We start from the raw sequence: 15240 nt of genomic DNA, 5'->3' as shown, positions 1-15240 counted from the left end.
ATATGGTTTTATTATACATAAACACACATCTTTATTAAGGTAAGGTATTTTTAAAATGAAAAAGAATTTTATTTGGGCTTCTTTGGCTATGGTATTGGGAATCTTTACCAGCTTCAATGCGTTATCTGCTGATGGAGTCATTAAATTCAGAGGGACAATTTTAGATTCAACTTGTTCTATTACTGGTGGCACTGGCGCTGGTGGCAAAGAGTTTGACATAAATTTTGGAGTTGTAACTACAGCATTAAATAAACCGGCTAATACGTCCTTATTAAACAGCAAGAAACCAGTTACGATTAACCTTACAAGCTGTCCTGATTACTCAAATATTAAGGCTCAGTTTACAGCAGGAACGGTAGACAATGGATCTACCAACGGTCATACTAATTATTTCCCGACAACACTTAAAAATGTCGCGATTGCTCTATATGACAAAGATAATAGTAACCAACAAATACAACCTAATGGTATTATTAAGGTAAAGAATAGGGCTACAACTATTAATCTTGATGCTGATTTAGTATCAACAAAAAATCCAATTACTGTTGGTGCCTTTACCAGTGAAGTAAGATTCACAATTACTTATCCATAAGTAAATATTTACCTCACATCCTGTGAGTCATTTTTAGTTTAAGGAACAAAAATGTTTCGTATTATTATCTCATTTATTCTTGCCATATTTGTATTTCAGGCACAAGCAGGAATAACTTTAGGTGGAACTCGCCTTATCTATAATGGCTCACAAAAAGAAGCCACTATTTCTATCACAAACTCGGACACAGAAAGGCCTTATCTTGTTCAATCGTGGGTAGATAATATCGATAACAGTCAAAACAAAGTACCGTTTGTTATCACACCGCCACTGTTTAAGGTATCGAAAGAGAGCGAACACCAGATCCGTGTTTCATATATCGGCAATCATCTGCCAGCGGATCGGGAATCAATATTTTTGCTAAATGTCAACGCGATTCCAGCCGTGGAAAAAAATGACAACAGCAAAATGATCATCACGATAAAAAACATTATCAAACTGATTTATCGTCCAACCGGGTTATCTGATAATGACGCTAATAATGCCATCAATCGTTTAGAAATATCACGTAATACCAATGGCATTCAATTAACCAACCCCACAGCCTATTACGTTAATCTTAATGAAATGAAAATTGACGGGAAATCAATCGATAAACCCGGGTTTATTCCGCCTTTTAGCGATAAGGTATTTCCAACTAAAAGTAGTATAAAAAAGGTCACTCTGACGGCTATCAATGACTACGGTGGAACAACAGAAGAGCGCCTGTTTAGTTTCTAATAAAATAATCTGATGAGAGTATTGTGAAAAAGATAATCAGCTTTGCTTTAATTGCTTATTGTTTATCATTACCAGTATATGCAGAGCTGTACTTTGATATCAATGCACTACAATTATCAGATGAAGACCGGGAAAATATTAACCTGGATAGCTTGGCAAAAACAGATTCTCACATTCCAGGCATCTATAAAGTGAATGTTATTGTCAATAAGAAAGATATCGGCATTAAAAATCTCTCCTTTATCGAGTGTGGAGATAAACTTTGCCCTGAACTATCTGTCAGCTTACTCAAGGAAATCGGGGTAAAAACGGAAAGCTTTCCTGAATTAGCGTCACTTTCTGAACAAGAAATCATTTCTCAACCAGAGAAATATATCAAACAGGCATCAACAGAGCTGGATTTAAGCCAGCTTACTTTGCACCTGAATTTTCCTCAGGCGGCAATGAGATCACAAATCAGGGGCGATATCTCTCCTGATCAATGGAATGATGGTGTGCCTATGTTTTTCACCAATTATCATCTGACAGGGATGCAATCCTGGAATAAAAATCAGAGTGAACAGAATCAATATCTGAATTTACGCAGTGGCTTTAATTTAGGTCCGTGGCGTGTTCGCCATAGTAGTTATTACAGCCGTAATAGCACGACATCTGAATGGAAATCACTTAAAGCCTATGCTGAACGGGACATTCGTCCATTAAGATCTCGTCTGGTACTGGGGGAAACATCAACCGACAGTATGGTATTCGATAGTTTTACTTTTAATGGCGTTAAATTGATGTCTGATAGCCAAATGCTGCCAGATAGCCAGCAAGGTTTTGCCCCTGTTATTCGCGGTATTGCCATGACTCACGCCAGAATAGAAGTCCATCAGAAAGATAATCTTATCTATCAAACTTTTGTTCCACCGGGCGCCTTTGAAATTACCGATATTTATCCGAGCAACCTTAATGGTGATCTGGAAGTATCCATTTATGAAGAAAATGGCAAAGTCAGGAAATTTACTCAGCCCTTTTCTGCCTCACCGTTGATGATCCGTGAAGGTCAAATAAAATACCTGGTTAATCTCGGTAAATTCAGTGGCGGCAAACAAACCAGTAAAAAAAGGTTTATTCAAACAGAGGCGATTTACGGGTTATGGGACAGCACCACGATTTATGGCGGCGCCATTATTTCTCCTGACTATTTAGGCAGTGCATTAGGCTTAGGGCATAATCTTGGCTCATTTGGTGCAGTGTCAATAGATGTGACAAATGCAAAAACGCATTTCTCAACCGGAGAAAAGAAAACCGGCCAGTCTTATCAGATACGTTACAGCAAAGGTTTTACCGCGACCAATACAACGGTGACATTGGCCGGCTATCGCTATAATACCAATGGTTATTACAGCTTTAGCGATGCTAATAATAGCCGCCAATTTACTGATAACCACCGAAATAACGCGCCAAAAAACCGGATGCAAATAACAATGGGCCAGAGCTTAGGTCAATATGGCAGTTTTTCATTATCTGCTTGGCAACAAGATTATTGGCAAGATAAGACCAGCAAGAATCAATCATATTCTATGTCTTATAACACCAGTATTCGTGATATCTCTTTATCATTGGGATATAACTATCACCGTAATCGTTCAAAAATTAATAACGATCAGGTTTTTTCACTTAATATCAGTGTTCCTTTGGACAAGTGGCTGCCATCAGATAATCACAGTGCAACCGTAGATTATAACACCTCTTATAATACAAACGGTGACAGCCAGCATTCGATGTCATTATCCGGCTCATTACTGGAACAACAAAATCTAAGTTATACGATTTCTCAGGATTACAGTTATGAAAAATCAGAGAAAGAAAAACAATCAGGTAATGCCGCCAGTCTGTATTATAGAGGCTCATATGGTTCAATTAATGCCGGTTACACCACGGATCATGGTAAAAATCAACGCATTAATTATGGGTTAGAAGGTGCAATTATTGCCCATCCCTATGGCGTTACTCTGGCTCAAAATATCAGCGAAAGCGGCGCCAGTGCCTTAATTCGCGCCCCTGGGGCAGTCAACGCAAAAGTCCTTAATAATACTTCTATCAGTACAGACTGGCGGGGATATACCGTTGTTCCTTATATATCGCAATATCGGGAAAATTCGTTATCTCTTGATACCAATACATTCAGTGATGACGTCGATATTGATAACCCGACGGCTAAAGTTATTCCAACGAAAGGCGCATTGGTGCTGGCGGATTATTCGATTCGCGTTGGTCATCGAGTATTTTTATCTTTACAGCATAAAGGTAAAAAACTCCCGTTCGGAACAGTAATCACCAGCAAGAATGGCGTCAATGGTATGGTGAATGAAAGAAGTGAAGTCTTCCTTAGCGGTGTGAGTGACACAGCAGAATTAAAAGCCGATTTAGGCGATAAACAAAGCTGTTATATTAATTTTGACAGCAAATTATATCAGAAAAATAATGGTATTATCCTGGCTTCATTGGGTTGTCAGTAACTAACATAATATTTATCTCGGAACAATATGAAAAATAAATTAATTACACTGGCAATATTAATATTGACACTATTCAATATTACAGAATCAATTGCCACATGTACATTAAACAAAAAATTTAAAGCTATTGATTTAAATGTTAATATAAATGAAATTATCAATGCAGATTTTAACACTCGAAGACCTATTACCATTGCTGAATATGGTCCAATGGAGTTGGCTAACAAAGTGGGAATTAAAGCCGATACAACTATTGCTACCTGTGATAATAATGAAAACATAATTTATAAAACAAAATCAGGTGAAATAAAATTATACAAAGATAGTGGCTGGATAAATACAAGTGTAGATAATTTATATTTTTTCGTATCTTATGATGGAAATGGTAGTTCTCATGATGGTATCAATAAAAAAATAACTTTAAGAGATATCGGGAAAATAAAAATTAAGCTTATTCAAGAAAGCGATATCCGATCAGGCTCCACACTAAAAAAAGGGCTAATATCTTCTTTATCAACAGATGATGGTAAAAAATTAATAAATATCATATATAACAAGGACAATATCATTGGCAGTAAAAGCTGCATGACATCAACACCCTATCAAGAAATAAAGTTCGAAAAGATTCACTCTTCTGCATTTAAAGGAGAAGGTTCTACAGCAGGCGATAATAGTTTTTATATTGTGATTCAATGTAAAGATGAAAATATCCCTGATATTAGTTTCTCAGGGGAAGTCGTGAGCTCAAGCCTAAATAACATTATTAAATTACATCAATACGGCGATGGAAATACAGCCAACGGTATTGGTGTTCAATTGTTACATGAAGATAGACCTGTTTATATGAACACACGTATTCCTATAGCTAAATGGGGAAGTGAAAAAGATCTCTATTATTTACGACTTACTGCCCGCTATTATCAAACCAATAAAACAATAACTGGGGGAAAGGCTAACGCCACAGTACATTTTACAATTGAATATAAATAGCTTTACAATCTTCTCCATTGAGATTAGCATATTAACATTATGCTAACATATAAAAAGAGAAACTCTCCACAGTAGTATTAAGCAAGAATTAAAAGCAGATTTATACCAAAAATAAATCTGCCATATTAATTTCATCAGTAAATTATATCAGAAAGATAATAGCATTATTCTGGCTTCATTGAATTATCAGTAATTAAGAATAAATCTCAACTGGAATCTATATGAAACGCTACTTAATGATAATCACAATATTTACATTAATATTACTCAGCATGACAAATACATACGCACGCTGCTTATTAAACGCAAGACAAATTAGCTTAGACATTGATCTTAATAGTATTAACATTAATCCCAATATAAATGAGAAAAAAAGCATTCTTATAGGCGAGTTTAGGCCATTGCAACTCGCCCAACTGATGAATATTAATGAAAACACGCCCCTTCTTAATCCCCATGATTGTGATCCAACAGGCGAATCGCTTATTTTTATGGGAGATGTATATCCATCTAAACCTGGAAATACGCCTCATGGTACAGGTATGATAACCACAGGAATAGATAATCTCTATTTCTATCTTATTGCCTCTGGAGAAGAAGAGAATATGAAATTACCCGCAACAAGCGGCAGTAATTACATTTATAAATATAAAGATGGAATGACATTAAAAGATATAGGAAAAATCAGTGTTTATCTTTACCAAGAAGGGGCATTGCCATCCGGTAAAGTACTCAGGCCAAGAAAGATTGCTATATTACAGACACTTGCAGGTACAGAGTTAATAAGAATAAAAATTAAAAATAACTATATGATAAAAACACAAACTTGCTCGACAACAACCCCAAGGCCAATGGTAAATTTTGGTAGTGTGAACAGCTCTTTATTTAAAGGTATAGGCTCTACTGCGGGTAATATGGGTTTTAATATCGAAATTAAATGTACAGAAAATGTTAAGCCCAAAATTACTTTTTCAGCAGAAAAAATAGATTATGCTCCAGATAGTGTCATTCAATTAAATAATCCCAATAGGAGAAATACAGCTAAAGGCGTTGGCGTACAAATCTTATATATGGGAACAACACCGGTTTCTCTGGAAAACCCACTGGTTTTCGGATATGCAACAGCAAACGCCACCTATACATTACCTTTCACCGCTCGTTATTACCAAACCGATAGTAAAATAACAGGTGGAGAAGCTAACGCTATCGCACATTTTACAATTCAATATGAGTGATATTAAGTATAGACTGTAGGATATTTCATTATCTGGATAATAAACATGGAACAGACAGTTATACACACCACCCAAGCACCGCTGCCGGAATATGGCAATGGCTTTATCACTCAAATCGAGTATGGAACCGTTATTCAGTATCCTCAGGTACATCTTTGGCAAGCCCGTTTTGATCTGTCACATTATCACGATGAACTGTTCGAACAGTTAGATCTTCCTTTCCCTGCTCAGTTAGCCAAGGCCGTCAATAAACGGCGGGCTGAATATCTGGCAGCACGTTATTGCGCCAGACAACTTTTAGCACAATTAGGGCAACCGGCGTTTAATCTGATCTCAGGCAATGATCGTGCCCCAATTTGGCCAAAAGATATTTGCGGTTCGGTTTCTCATTCAGCGCATTGTGCAATTGTATTGGCAGCACCACAAACGAATAACAGATTAATTGGTGTCGATATCGAAACTATTGTCAGCCGTCAAAATATGGATGAACTCATAACAATGATCGTGGATGACAGAGAAATACAACGCCTGAAACATTGTCATTTCCCCTTTGAACAGGCATTTACCCTCGCTTTTTCGGTAAAAGAAAGCTTGTATAAAGCGCTTTATCCACAAGTAAAACGGTTCTTTGGCTTTGAAGCGGCTGAAATTACTGACCTATCCCTCGAAAATAATGAAATAACATTAGTGTTACGGGAAACACTCACTCCTCATTATCCGGCAGGTACAGTATTCCGTGGGCAGTTTATTATCTATCCACAGGAAATATTAACGCTGATTATTCAGTAGCTCAGACCGGTACTGAGTGGGTATTTGTTCCAGGTCAAAAAACGGGTACTCTTATCGTCAGTTGGGTTTTTACCTAGATAATTACATCTTCTACAATATTTGGTAAAAACCTGCTGAATAAGCAGGTAGATATTATAATAAAATATCAACAACCTTCCCATCAAACGCTATATCGCCTTTTTATGATATATCCGAAAATTCTATTTTTACTCGATACACCATAGACAGATAATAATCATTCACTTCATATCGAATAAACATATCTCCTTTGCGAAAATCAGTTACCTCATCCTTCAATATAGAGAAAGTACGCTGATTATTTTTCCAAACTAAATCGCCGAGATTTTTTATTTTCTGGATTTGACTATGGCGGTTATTAACTCCATTTGAGTCACATCCATTCAGATAAATATTAATCTCCAACTTATCATTATTGTTGAAATCAGGATAGGGAGAAATATAGAAGTCTAAAATATCGCCGTGCGCGTTTAAATCATTATTTGTCAGATATCCACTGACTGCCGGAGTATATAAATATTCTACTTTCTTATATTCCTGATCTCCTGATTCATCAATATCCGGCATTGCAGTAGCGGTACCAATCGCAGAAAAATACAATTTTTTAGACAGAATTGGATTACCATTAATGCTATGAAGAAAATATGCCAATTGATTACCAGATTGATTTTTCGTATCCAACCATTGATAAGGTACCTTAAAACAAACTTGAGCATCCTTATTTACCGGAAAGACATCTATCAATCGACCTTTAATTGCATCATCCAGATAACCGTCAGTTTTGCCATACAGCCACGCCGCGCACCAATAATTAGGGCCAGATACTATCCCACCAGTTGCTTCCACCGAATAATGAGAAGATAGAATATTTAAAGTTCCAGGCTTAGGCAGTTTTGGACTTGTAAAAGTACCACTATGATCGAAAGTGCAAAACACCAGCGTTTGTTCATAATCTGGAGATTCCCCTTCCTCTGGTAATATCAATGAGGCTGTGATATTGGTAATTATTTTAATCGAAGAGGCAATATAAATTATAGTATTCCCCCAACCATTCGTAATTGTTGTAAACGTATTCACCTGACCAGGTAGAGGTAATATACGATTCATACTTTCATCAAAGATGAGCATATTGCTAAAATTAACCGTTGTATTCCAGTAAACTGTTATTCCAGATTGAGCCGCAGTGTTGCCATTCATAACAGTGACCGTAACCTGAATTCGCTGGGTTTCCTGTGGTTCTGATTGACTCCCCGAAATATTATCTGCCAGCTGCTTATCTATTGTAATGCCTGCTATTTTGTTCATTTCTCACTCCAGATTAACTACGCTATCTGCTGCATATTTATCTGTATATGAATCTTTCATTTTTAGGATATCACGAAATACATTGCGTGATATCCAATAGTAAAATATCAATAAATTTACCACTCATTAAATTCTAGATCTCTCTTAATGATATGTCCTCAAAGTTTATATCTATTTGATATGGCTTAGATAAATACCTACCATTCACTTGATATTGAATAAACATCTTTCCGGGCTCTCCTTCATAACTACTACCAAAACCAGCCACATCCTGCTTCGATATATAGAAAACATGTTTACCAGATCTACGACTTAAGTCTTTGAATCTCATTTTTTTCTGGATTTGCTTATTACGGACATTAACTCCTTCTGAATCCCAACCACTCAGATAAATATTAATTTCTAGCTTATCGATAGCTCTAATAAGACCAGGATAGGAAGGAATATAAAACGCTAAGTTATCATCGTGTGCGTTTAAATCATCATCTGTCAGTAGCAAACCCTTTGACTCACTATATAAGTATCCTACTTCACAATAACCCGTACTTACTGAGTCCTTATTTACTAATCCGTTAATATCCGGCATAGCAGTAGCAACACCCGTTGCCAAAAAAGACCATTTTTTAGATAGCCTGCCTTCTCCGTTAACCTCATAAAGCAAATATGCCAGTTGATTACGATGTCCATGTCTGGTATCCATCCATTGACAAGGCACATTAAAACTTACCGAATTATTTTGCGTTATTGAAAAGGCATCTATTATTCGGCCTTTAATATCATCATCCAGATAACCATCAGTTTTTCCATACAGCCACGTCGCGCACCAATAATTAGGACCAGGTATCACTTGCGTACTGCTTGCCTCCACTGAATAGACATCAGGTTCAATATGCACCCTGCCATGCTGATCGAGAGTCAATTCCGCTATATCCAAGGTTCCACTATCATCAAAAGTGCAAAACACCAGCGTTTGTTCATCATTTGGAGATTCATCCTCCTCTGATATGATCAGTGTTGCAGTAAGATGAGTAATTATTTTATCCGATGAAGCAATATAAATGATTGCTTCACCATCATCATTTGTGGTTACTGTAAATACATTCGAGTCAGGTTGTATGGCCCTTTTGTTTTCATCTAAAATACAAATGTAGCTTAAATTAACTGACATTCTAAAGTAGACGATGACTCCAGATTGCACATCATCGTTATCATTCATAACAGTAGCCGTAACCTGAATACTCTGGTTATCTGGTATCTTATCGCCAACAATAGATAAGTCTTTTGGCAAATTATCCGCCAACTGTTTATCTACTGTAATACCTATTATTTTGTTCATTTTTACTCCCAAAATATCTATACACTAGAAATAATAACGTAGTTAGGTAACTTCCATTTAATTACAAAAAAAATTAATAAAAACACAAGCATTTAACAAAGACCTTAAAAAGGCGAAGTTAAAAAACCCCACCTTTTAATTACCTTCTAAGTTAAAATTTACCAGTAGACGAACTGTCACCTTGCGCGTACCATGAAAAAAAACCATGATACCCAATAATAAAATTTCGACAGGCTAATTACTCATTAAATTCTACGGTTTTTTCTCACTCTGCATCCGAAAAATTTATATCTACTTTATATATCATAGACAAACTGTCACCATCATCATTATTATTCACCATATACCGGATATACATCGTTCCAAGGGTGCCTTCATCACTAGCTCCGAAACCAACCAGCTGCTCTCTCGATATAGAGAAGGTGCTATCTCCCATAATCTGACTTAAACGGTATTCCAAATTATGCTGCGCATGGTTGTGAACATCATCCGAGTCCCAGCCGTTCAGATAAACGCTAATCTTCAAATTATCATTACGGTCGTGATTATGATAAGCAGGGATAATAAATTTTAAATCACCGTGCGCGTTTAAATCATCCGTTGTTAGCAAAGTTGCCGATTTATCATAGTAATATACTACTTTACCATAATCTTCATTACCATTATCGTTAATATCTGGCATCGCAGTCGCACCACCACTTGCAGAAAAAACTAATTTTTTAGACATCTGAGAACTACCGTTAGTTTCATAAAGCAAATATGCTAATTGGTTACCATACTTATTTTTCGTATCCATCCATTGATAAGGCACATCAAGAGTCACTGGACTATGTTGCTGTACTGGAAGAACATTTATCAATTTGCCTTGAATAATGTTCTTATTTAAATAGCCTTCAACTGTTCCATATAACCACGCCGCACACCAGTAATCAGGTTTAGGTGGTTTTTGTCCAGTAGATGCCTTCACCGAATAGACTTCAGGTCTAATTGATACCCTTCCATGCTCATCGGTAGGCAGTTCCGGTTGCGCCAAAGTACCATTATCATCAAAATTACAAAACACCAACGTTTGGGTATACTCTGGACTTTTGCCCTTTTGTAATGCCACGGAGATACTAGTAATTATTTTCACCCACGAAGAAATATAAATAACTGCCTGTCCCCAACTATTCGTATTTGTTTCAAACACATTAGTCTTAGGCTTTATTTTGATACCTTGGTCATTAAAAATAACCATATCACTTGTATTAACCGTTGTCTCCCAGTAAATCGGTACTCCAGATAGAGCAGGCTTACCGTTATTATCCTTAACAGTAACTACAACCCGAATATATTGATTACCAGGTGGAATTGATTGTATTTTATCATTCTGAATATTATCTGCTAATTGCTTGTCTATATGAAGATCTGTTATATTCATTATTTACTCCATAAATATCTATATGTCAGAAATATCAATGTGCTTAAGTAATATATTTAAATTATCACTATGACTGTCAGCACTACCATTACAACCGTAAGATAAAAAGCCAGATAATAGCTATTTATCAAACCTCCTTCTACCAATAGGATCATTCCTAATAATCCCATAAATTTATATCTAACTTATATAGAAACATTTTTAATTTTCTATTACCTATTATTACACTATTAAATCAATATATCCTATCCGACCATTGTCATCTGTGGAGAATATAGTCAAAACTTTCATTTTACGTGTATCATAAAAAACTCGCCATTCATTAAGTTCTACGGCTCTTTTTCATAATATATCCGAAAAATCTATTTTTACTATATATATCATAGACAAATATTCATCATTCACTTTATACCGGATAAACATATTGCCAAATTCTTTTTTATAACTAATACCAAAACCAGCTACCTGATCCTTTGATATGAAAAAAGTATACTGGCCTTTTTTGCTAACCAATTCTTTAAGATACTTTACTTGCTGTATTTGCTTATGACGAGGATTAATGCCGTTTAAGTCCCAACCATTCAAATAAATATTAATTTCCAGCTTATCATTAGTGTTACAATCAGGGTAGCGAGGAATATAAAATTCTAAAATATTACCGTACTTATTCAAATCATTATTTGTCAGCAACGTCGCCGACTCATCATATAAGTACACTACTTTGCAATAACCCTCTTCTCCAGGTTCATCAATATCTGGCATTGCAGTCGCTGCACCAGTTGCAGGAAAAACTAATTTTTTAGACAGCTTAGAACTACCGTTATTTTCATAAAGCAAATATGCTAATTGGTTACCATACTTATTTTTCGTATCCATCCATTGATAAGGTACATCAAAAGTCACTGGGCTATTTTTCTGTACTGGAAAAACATTTATCAGTCTGCCTTTAAGAGCATCATCCAAATAGCCGTCAACTTTTCCATATAGCCACGCTGCACACCAATAATCAGGTTTAGATGGTTTTTCTTCAGTAAATGCCTTCACCGAATAGACTTCAGATTTAATCTCCACCCTTCCATGTTCATCGGTAAGCAGTTCCGGTGCAGGCAAAGTACCGCTATCGTCAAAAGTGCAAAACACCAATGTTTGTTCATACTCCGGCGAACCACTCTCCTTTGGCAATGTCAATGAAGCGGAAATATTGGTAATTATTTTAATCGGCGAAGCCATATAAATTATCGCTTTTCCTTTACCATCCGTGTTTATTTTAAATGTATTCACATCATCCTTAGGACTAGGTATTATCTCCTTCTTGTTTTTATCAAAAATGTGCATATTACTTACATTAGCCATCGTTCTGAATTGAACTATTGCTCCTGATTGAGCATCACCCTTATTATTCACAACAGTTGCTGTAACCTGAATAAGCTGGCTAGCGGGTATCTTTTCTCCAATAACAGGTTGGCTTTTTGGAAGGTTATCCGCCAACTGCTTGTCTATTGTAATGCCTGTTATTTTATTCACTTTCGACGGGGATAGTTCGGCTTCAAAAACAAGCGATAATGAAGAGACATCATATTGGTCAATATCCCAATTGCTTCCCTGTGCAGAAATAACCACTGTCAGATCGTCTTCGATAACATCACAAATAATATCGACGAAACATCGACCATCTTTATCCGTTACCGTAGGAAATAGAGGAGAAAACGTGATTTTGGTTGCTGGATCAGCACTCCATTCAATGGGCTGTTCGGTAACTTTTTCACCGTCATATTTCTTCCATTGAGCATAAATGCGGTGCAATTTTCTGACTGGCAATCTGTTACCCTCTGGGGAATCTAAGGTAATTTTCCCAGAGAAAGAAGGTATCGGTCCTGGATCTTTAAAGCGTACCACTACTGTGCCATTAGCCACCTGATTATCCTTATCCGGTGTGACGACAATGATCCCTGCATCATAAACGAAACTGTTCCCACCACCGGTGATTATATTACGGGTAATGCCTGTAGTAGCATCTGTCCACGTTTCTGTTCTTTCAAAAGCGACATCCTGGGAAGTACAACTCCATACGATTGGCACCCTGCGAGAACCCGATAGCGGCGTATAAGTAGCTTCAATAGTATACGGTGTATGTTTAGTTATTATTGTAGTATTAGGACAAGAAAGAGTCAGAGTTCCGTTAGGAGAAAAAGGGGATCCTTTCAACAAAGAACCTAGTATAACCCCATAGCGATCATCATCCACCGTGTTATCGCCTAAAATGGTACGAGAGTAGAAGTATTTGGCACTGCTCGGTGTATCAGGTGAAGAAACAGGGTCAGGAAGGGTAAATACGGAAATATACTCACCATTTATATCTGTTATCAGATCATAGATTTGAGTTTGAGTTTGATTATTCGGAATATAGATTAATTTTCTATAAGCCATCGGATTTTTTGTTAAATTAACGTACCGTCCTTTACGAGCCAAAGGAGCATATTCCGTATTTCCTGATAAAACAGTTTCCCATTTAAATGGCATAGAATATTGCCGACCTCCCCATTGCTTACTGATATTAAACGTTTTACTATCCGAATCCTGAGTACCAGCTGCGGTAAGTTTTATTCCACCAAGAAATTCATCGGTAAACCCAGACGTATTCATAAGACTAGTTGGAAACTGTCCCAACCACAAACAGAGCCATCCCTTGTCATCCGTTTTCAGCTTGGTGCTTTCACTAACATTCGGCACCGACAGATATCCAGATGTACTCACATTTATGTCACAATTAGGGATGCCAATGCCATTACCATCGACATACGAGGCCCAACAAATGGTACGGGCATTATAGGGAAGATGAGCACCGTCGGCAGGATAAGCGATCGTCAATGTATTTTGCCCAGCGATAAACGCCCCTGGAACAGTTGGCCTTCTCGTCACAATATGGGGAGATACCGGATGGAAAACAATCAAATCCTTATTCTCAGAGGAACCATGGGCAGGAACAACGATATTCAACTCACCCACAACATGTATGCAGCCATCAGATGTTTCAATTAGCAGGCTTTCTTTCTCAACAACATAATTTGCTAAAACTAAATTGAAATGATTACGTGAAATACCTTGATGATCGCTGACTGTTCCCCCCACTTTCAATTGGCCCACAGCACTAATCATCATCCATTGCATTTTTTCCTCAGGCAATACGTTACCGTCATTATCCGTCACTCTAACAACGATATCGATCCCTGAATTATCGTGAATTATTCTGCTAACCGTTGGTTCTATCATTGTTATAAGCATTATTTCACCATTCTCTTGAGTAGCAATTAGTTCACTCTATTATAGTTAATTCTAATTTATATATAGCAACAGGTAATTAATTGAAGAAAATATACTTAGAGATAAGAGCATTTTTAAATGCATGGATCATTTATCAAACAGAACAGTAATTTTCTATCTGAAAATATAAAATAATATAACCAAAATAGATAGTTAACCACTAAGAATTCGTAGCACTCATCCTGCAACTGATATATCTATTTTCCTGAATGAAAATGCATAATGCACTAATATTAAAATAGAAGAATTAATAAATATTGCCTCTGCTTTAGTTATAATATGTGAAATATGTCTCAAAAATTGGGCATTAACCAACCATTGAAGTGAAGTTTTCCATAACTAAAGCTTATCAAAATTTAAATTAAAAACTGAATGACAAGAAAGAATATGGAGAGTTATTCGCCAAGCTTAAATATTTACAAATTGATATCATCCCGAATGTATATTACTAAAAATAAAATAATTATCATTATGAAAAAAAACCAGCCTTACCCAATAAATTTATTTGAATAAGGCTTTTATTTATTTCGCTTCTTTATCCACACTTACCGCTGAGCTCTTACCAACAGCAATTAACTCCTCCAACAACGCTGAAAGCTGAACCATCTTCTCCGGCGAAAAGGCTTTTTCAATGGCCTGATATCCCTGTTCCACCTGTTCTTTCGCCTTTTCATAAAGTTTCTGACCATCCTGCGTCAAAGAAACATAAAGTTTGCGCTGGTCATTCATCGGTTTAAGACGAAAGATCAATCCATCACGTTCCATGCGAGTCAGTATCCCGGTCAGACTTGGACGAAGAATACAGGTCTGGCAGGATAAATCATAAAAATCAATTGACCGGCTATCAGACAGCACGCGAATAATACGCCACTGCTGTTCAGTCAAATTATGACTCTTAAGGATTGGGCGGAAAAAACCCATCGCAGTTTCCCGCGCCTGAAGTAATGCAATTGTCAGAGATTCATGCATGGGTAATGAAGGCTCTCATCTTAGTTAATCACTGATTTACT

11 protein-coding genes are annotated in these 15240 nt (G+C 36.6%); 6 read left to right on the top strand and 5 right to left on the bottom strand.

Annotated elements, in window-relative coordinates; translation table 11 throughout:
* The first annotated feature begins 55 nt into the window (after nt 1–55).
* The 6 genes from ABR397_RS10525 (at nt 56) to ABR397_RS10500 (ending at nt 6830) form a co-directional block, all read left to right on the top strand.
* A complete protein-coding gene (locus tag ABR397_RS10525) occupies nt 56–592 on the top strand; it encodes a fimbrial protein (protein ID WP_350305717.1) in 537 nt (178 codons plus the stop codon).
* 51 nt (nt 593–643) lie between these two features.
* A complete protein-coding gene (locus ABR397_RS10520; protein WP_350305716.1) occupies nt 644–1312 on the top strand; it encodes a fimbrial biogenesis chaperone in 669 nt (222 codons plus the stop codon).
* 23 nt (nt 1313–1335) lie between these two features.
* Nucleotides 1336–3816, top strand: a complete 2481-nt coding sequence (locus ABR397_RS10515; RefSeq protein WP_350305715.1) for a fimbria/pilus outer membrane usher protein — start codon at nt 1336–1338, stop codon at nt 3814–3816.
* A 27-nt stretch (nt 3817–3843) separates the two neighbouring features.
* Nucleotides 3844–4806 carry a fimbrial protein gene (locus tag ABR397_RS10510; protein ID WP_350305714.1) on the top strand — a complete coding sequence of 321 codons (963 nt, stop codon included), beginning with the start codon at nt 3844–3846 and terminating at the stop codon, nt 4804–4806.
* Between the two features lie 221 nt (nt 4807–5027).
* Complete coding sequence (locus ABR397_RS10505; RefSeq protein ID WP_350305713.1) at nt 5028–6041, top strand: fimbrial protein; 1014 nt, start codon at nt 5028–5030, stop codon at nt 6039–6041.
* 45 nt (nt 6042–6086) lie between these two features.
* Complete coding sequence (locus ABR397_RS10500) at nt 6087–6830, top strand: 4'-phosphopantetheinyl transferase family protein (protein WP_350305712.1); 744 nt, start codon at nt 6087–6089, stop codon at nt 6828–6830.
* A 180-nt stretch (nt 6831–7010) separates the two neighbouring features.
* On the opposite strand, the gene ABR397_RS10495 is transcribed toward ABR397_RS10500, so the two are convergent.
* From ABR397_RS10495 to hpaR, 5 genes are all read right to left on the bottom strand, one after another.
* On the bottom strand, nt 7011–8153 hold the full coding sequence (locus tag ABR397_RS10495; protein ID WP_350305711.1) for a hypothetical protein: 1143 nt from the start codon (nt 8151–8153) through the stop codon (nt 7011–7013).
* Between the two features lie 133 nt (nt 8154–8286).
* Entirely contained in the window at nt 8287–9489 is a 1203-nt protein-coding gene (locus ABR397_RS10490; RefSeq protein WP_350305710.1) for a hypothetical protein, read from the bottom strand.
* 265 nt (nt 9490–9754) lie between these two features.
* Entirely contained in the window at nt 9755–10909 is a 1155-nt protein-coding gene (locus tag ABR397_RS10485; protein ID WP_350305709.1) for an Ig-like domain-containing protein, read from the bottom strand.
* A 342-nt stretch (nt 10910–11251) separates the two neighbouring features.
* Nucleotides 11252–14191 carry a hypothetical protein gene (locus tag ABR397_RS10480; RefSeq protein ID WP_350305708.1) on the bottom strand — a complete coding sequence of 980 codons (2940 nt, stop codon included), beginning with the start codon at nt 14189–14191 and terminating at the stop codon, nt 11252–11254.
* 561 nt (nt 14192–14752) lie between these two features.
* Nucleotides 14753–15199, bottom strand: coding sequence for a homoprotocatechuate degradation operon regulator HpaR (hpaR, locus tag ABR397_RS10475; protein ID WP_350305707.1), 447 nt, complete (start codon nt 15197–15199; stop codon nt 14753–14755).
* Nucleotides 15200–15240: the final 41 nt, after the last annotated feature.

The sequence above is a fragment of the Photorhabdus viridis genome, from assembly GCF_040256935.1.
Taxonomy (GTDB): Bacteria; Pseudomonadota; Gammaproteobacteria; order Enterobacterales; family Enterobacteriaceae; genus Photorhabdus; species Photorhabdus viridis.
This window is presented reverse-complemented; position numbering and strand designations above follow the sequence as displayed.

Coding starts and splice junctions, on each gene's coding strand:
- ABR397_RS10525 (WP_350305717.1), top strand. CDS start 56: ATGAAAAAGAATTTTATTTGGGCTTCTTTGGCTATGGTATTGGGAATC.
- ABR397_RS10520 (WP_350305716.1), top strand. CDS start 644: ATGTTTCGTATTATTATCTCATTTATTCTTGCCATATTTGTATTTCAG.
- ABR397_RS10510 (WP_350305714.1), top strand. CDS start 3,844: ATGAAAAATAAATTAATTACACTGGCAATATTAATATTGACACTATTC.
- ABR397_RS10505 (WP_350305713.1), top strand. CDS start 5,028: ATGAAACGCTACTTAATGATAATCACAATATTTACATTAATATTACTC.
- ABR397_RS10500 (WP_350305712.1), top strand. CDS start 6,087: ATGGAACAGACAGTTATACACACCACCCAAGCACCGCTGCCGGAATAT.
- ABR397_RS10495 (WP_350305711.1), bottom strand. CDS start 8,153: ATGAACAAAATAGCAGGCATTACAATAGATAAGCAGCTGGCAGATAAT.
- ABR397_RS10490 (WP_350305710.1), bottom strand. CDS start 9,489: ATGAACAAAATAATAGGTATTACAGTAGATAAACAGTTGGCGGATAAT.
- ABR397_RS10485 (WP_350305709.1), bottom strand. CDS start 10,909: ATGAATATAACAGATCTTCATATAGACAAGCAATTAGCAGATAATATT.
- ABR397_RS10480 (WP_350305708.1), bottom strand. CDS start 14,191: ATGCTTATAACAATGATAGAACCAACGGTTAGCAGAATAATTCACGAT.
- hpaR (WP_350305707.1), bottom strand. CDS start 15,199: ATGCATGAATCTCTGACAATTGCATTACTTCAGGCGCGGGAAACTGCG.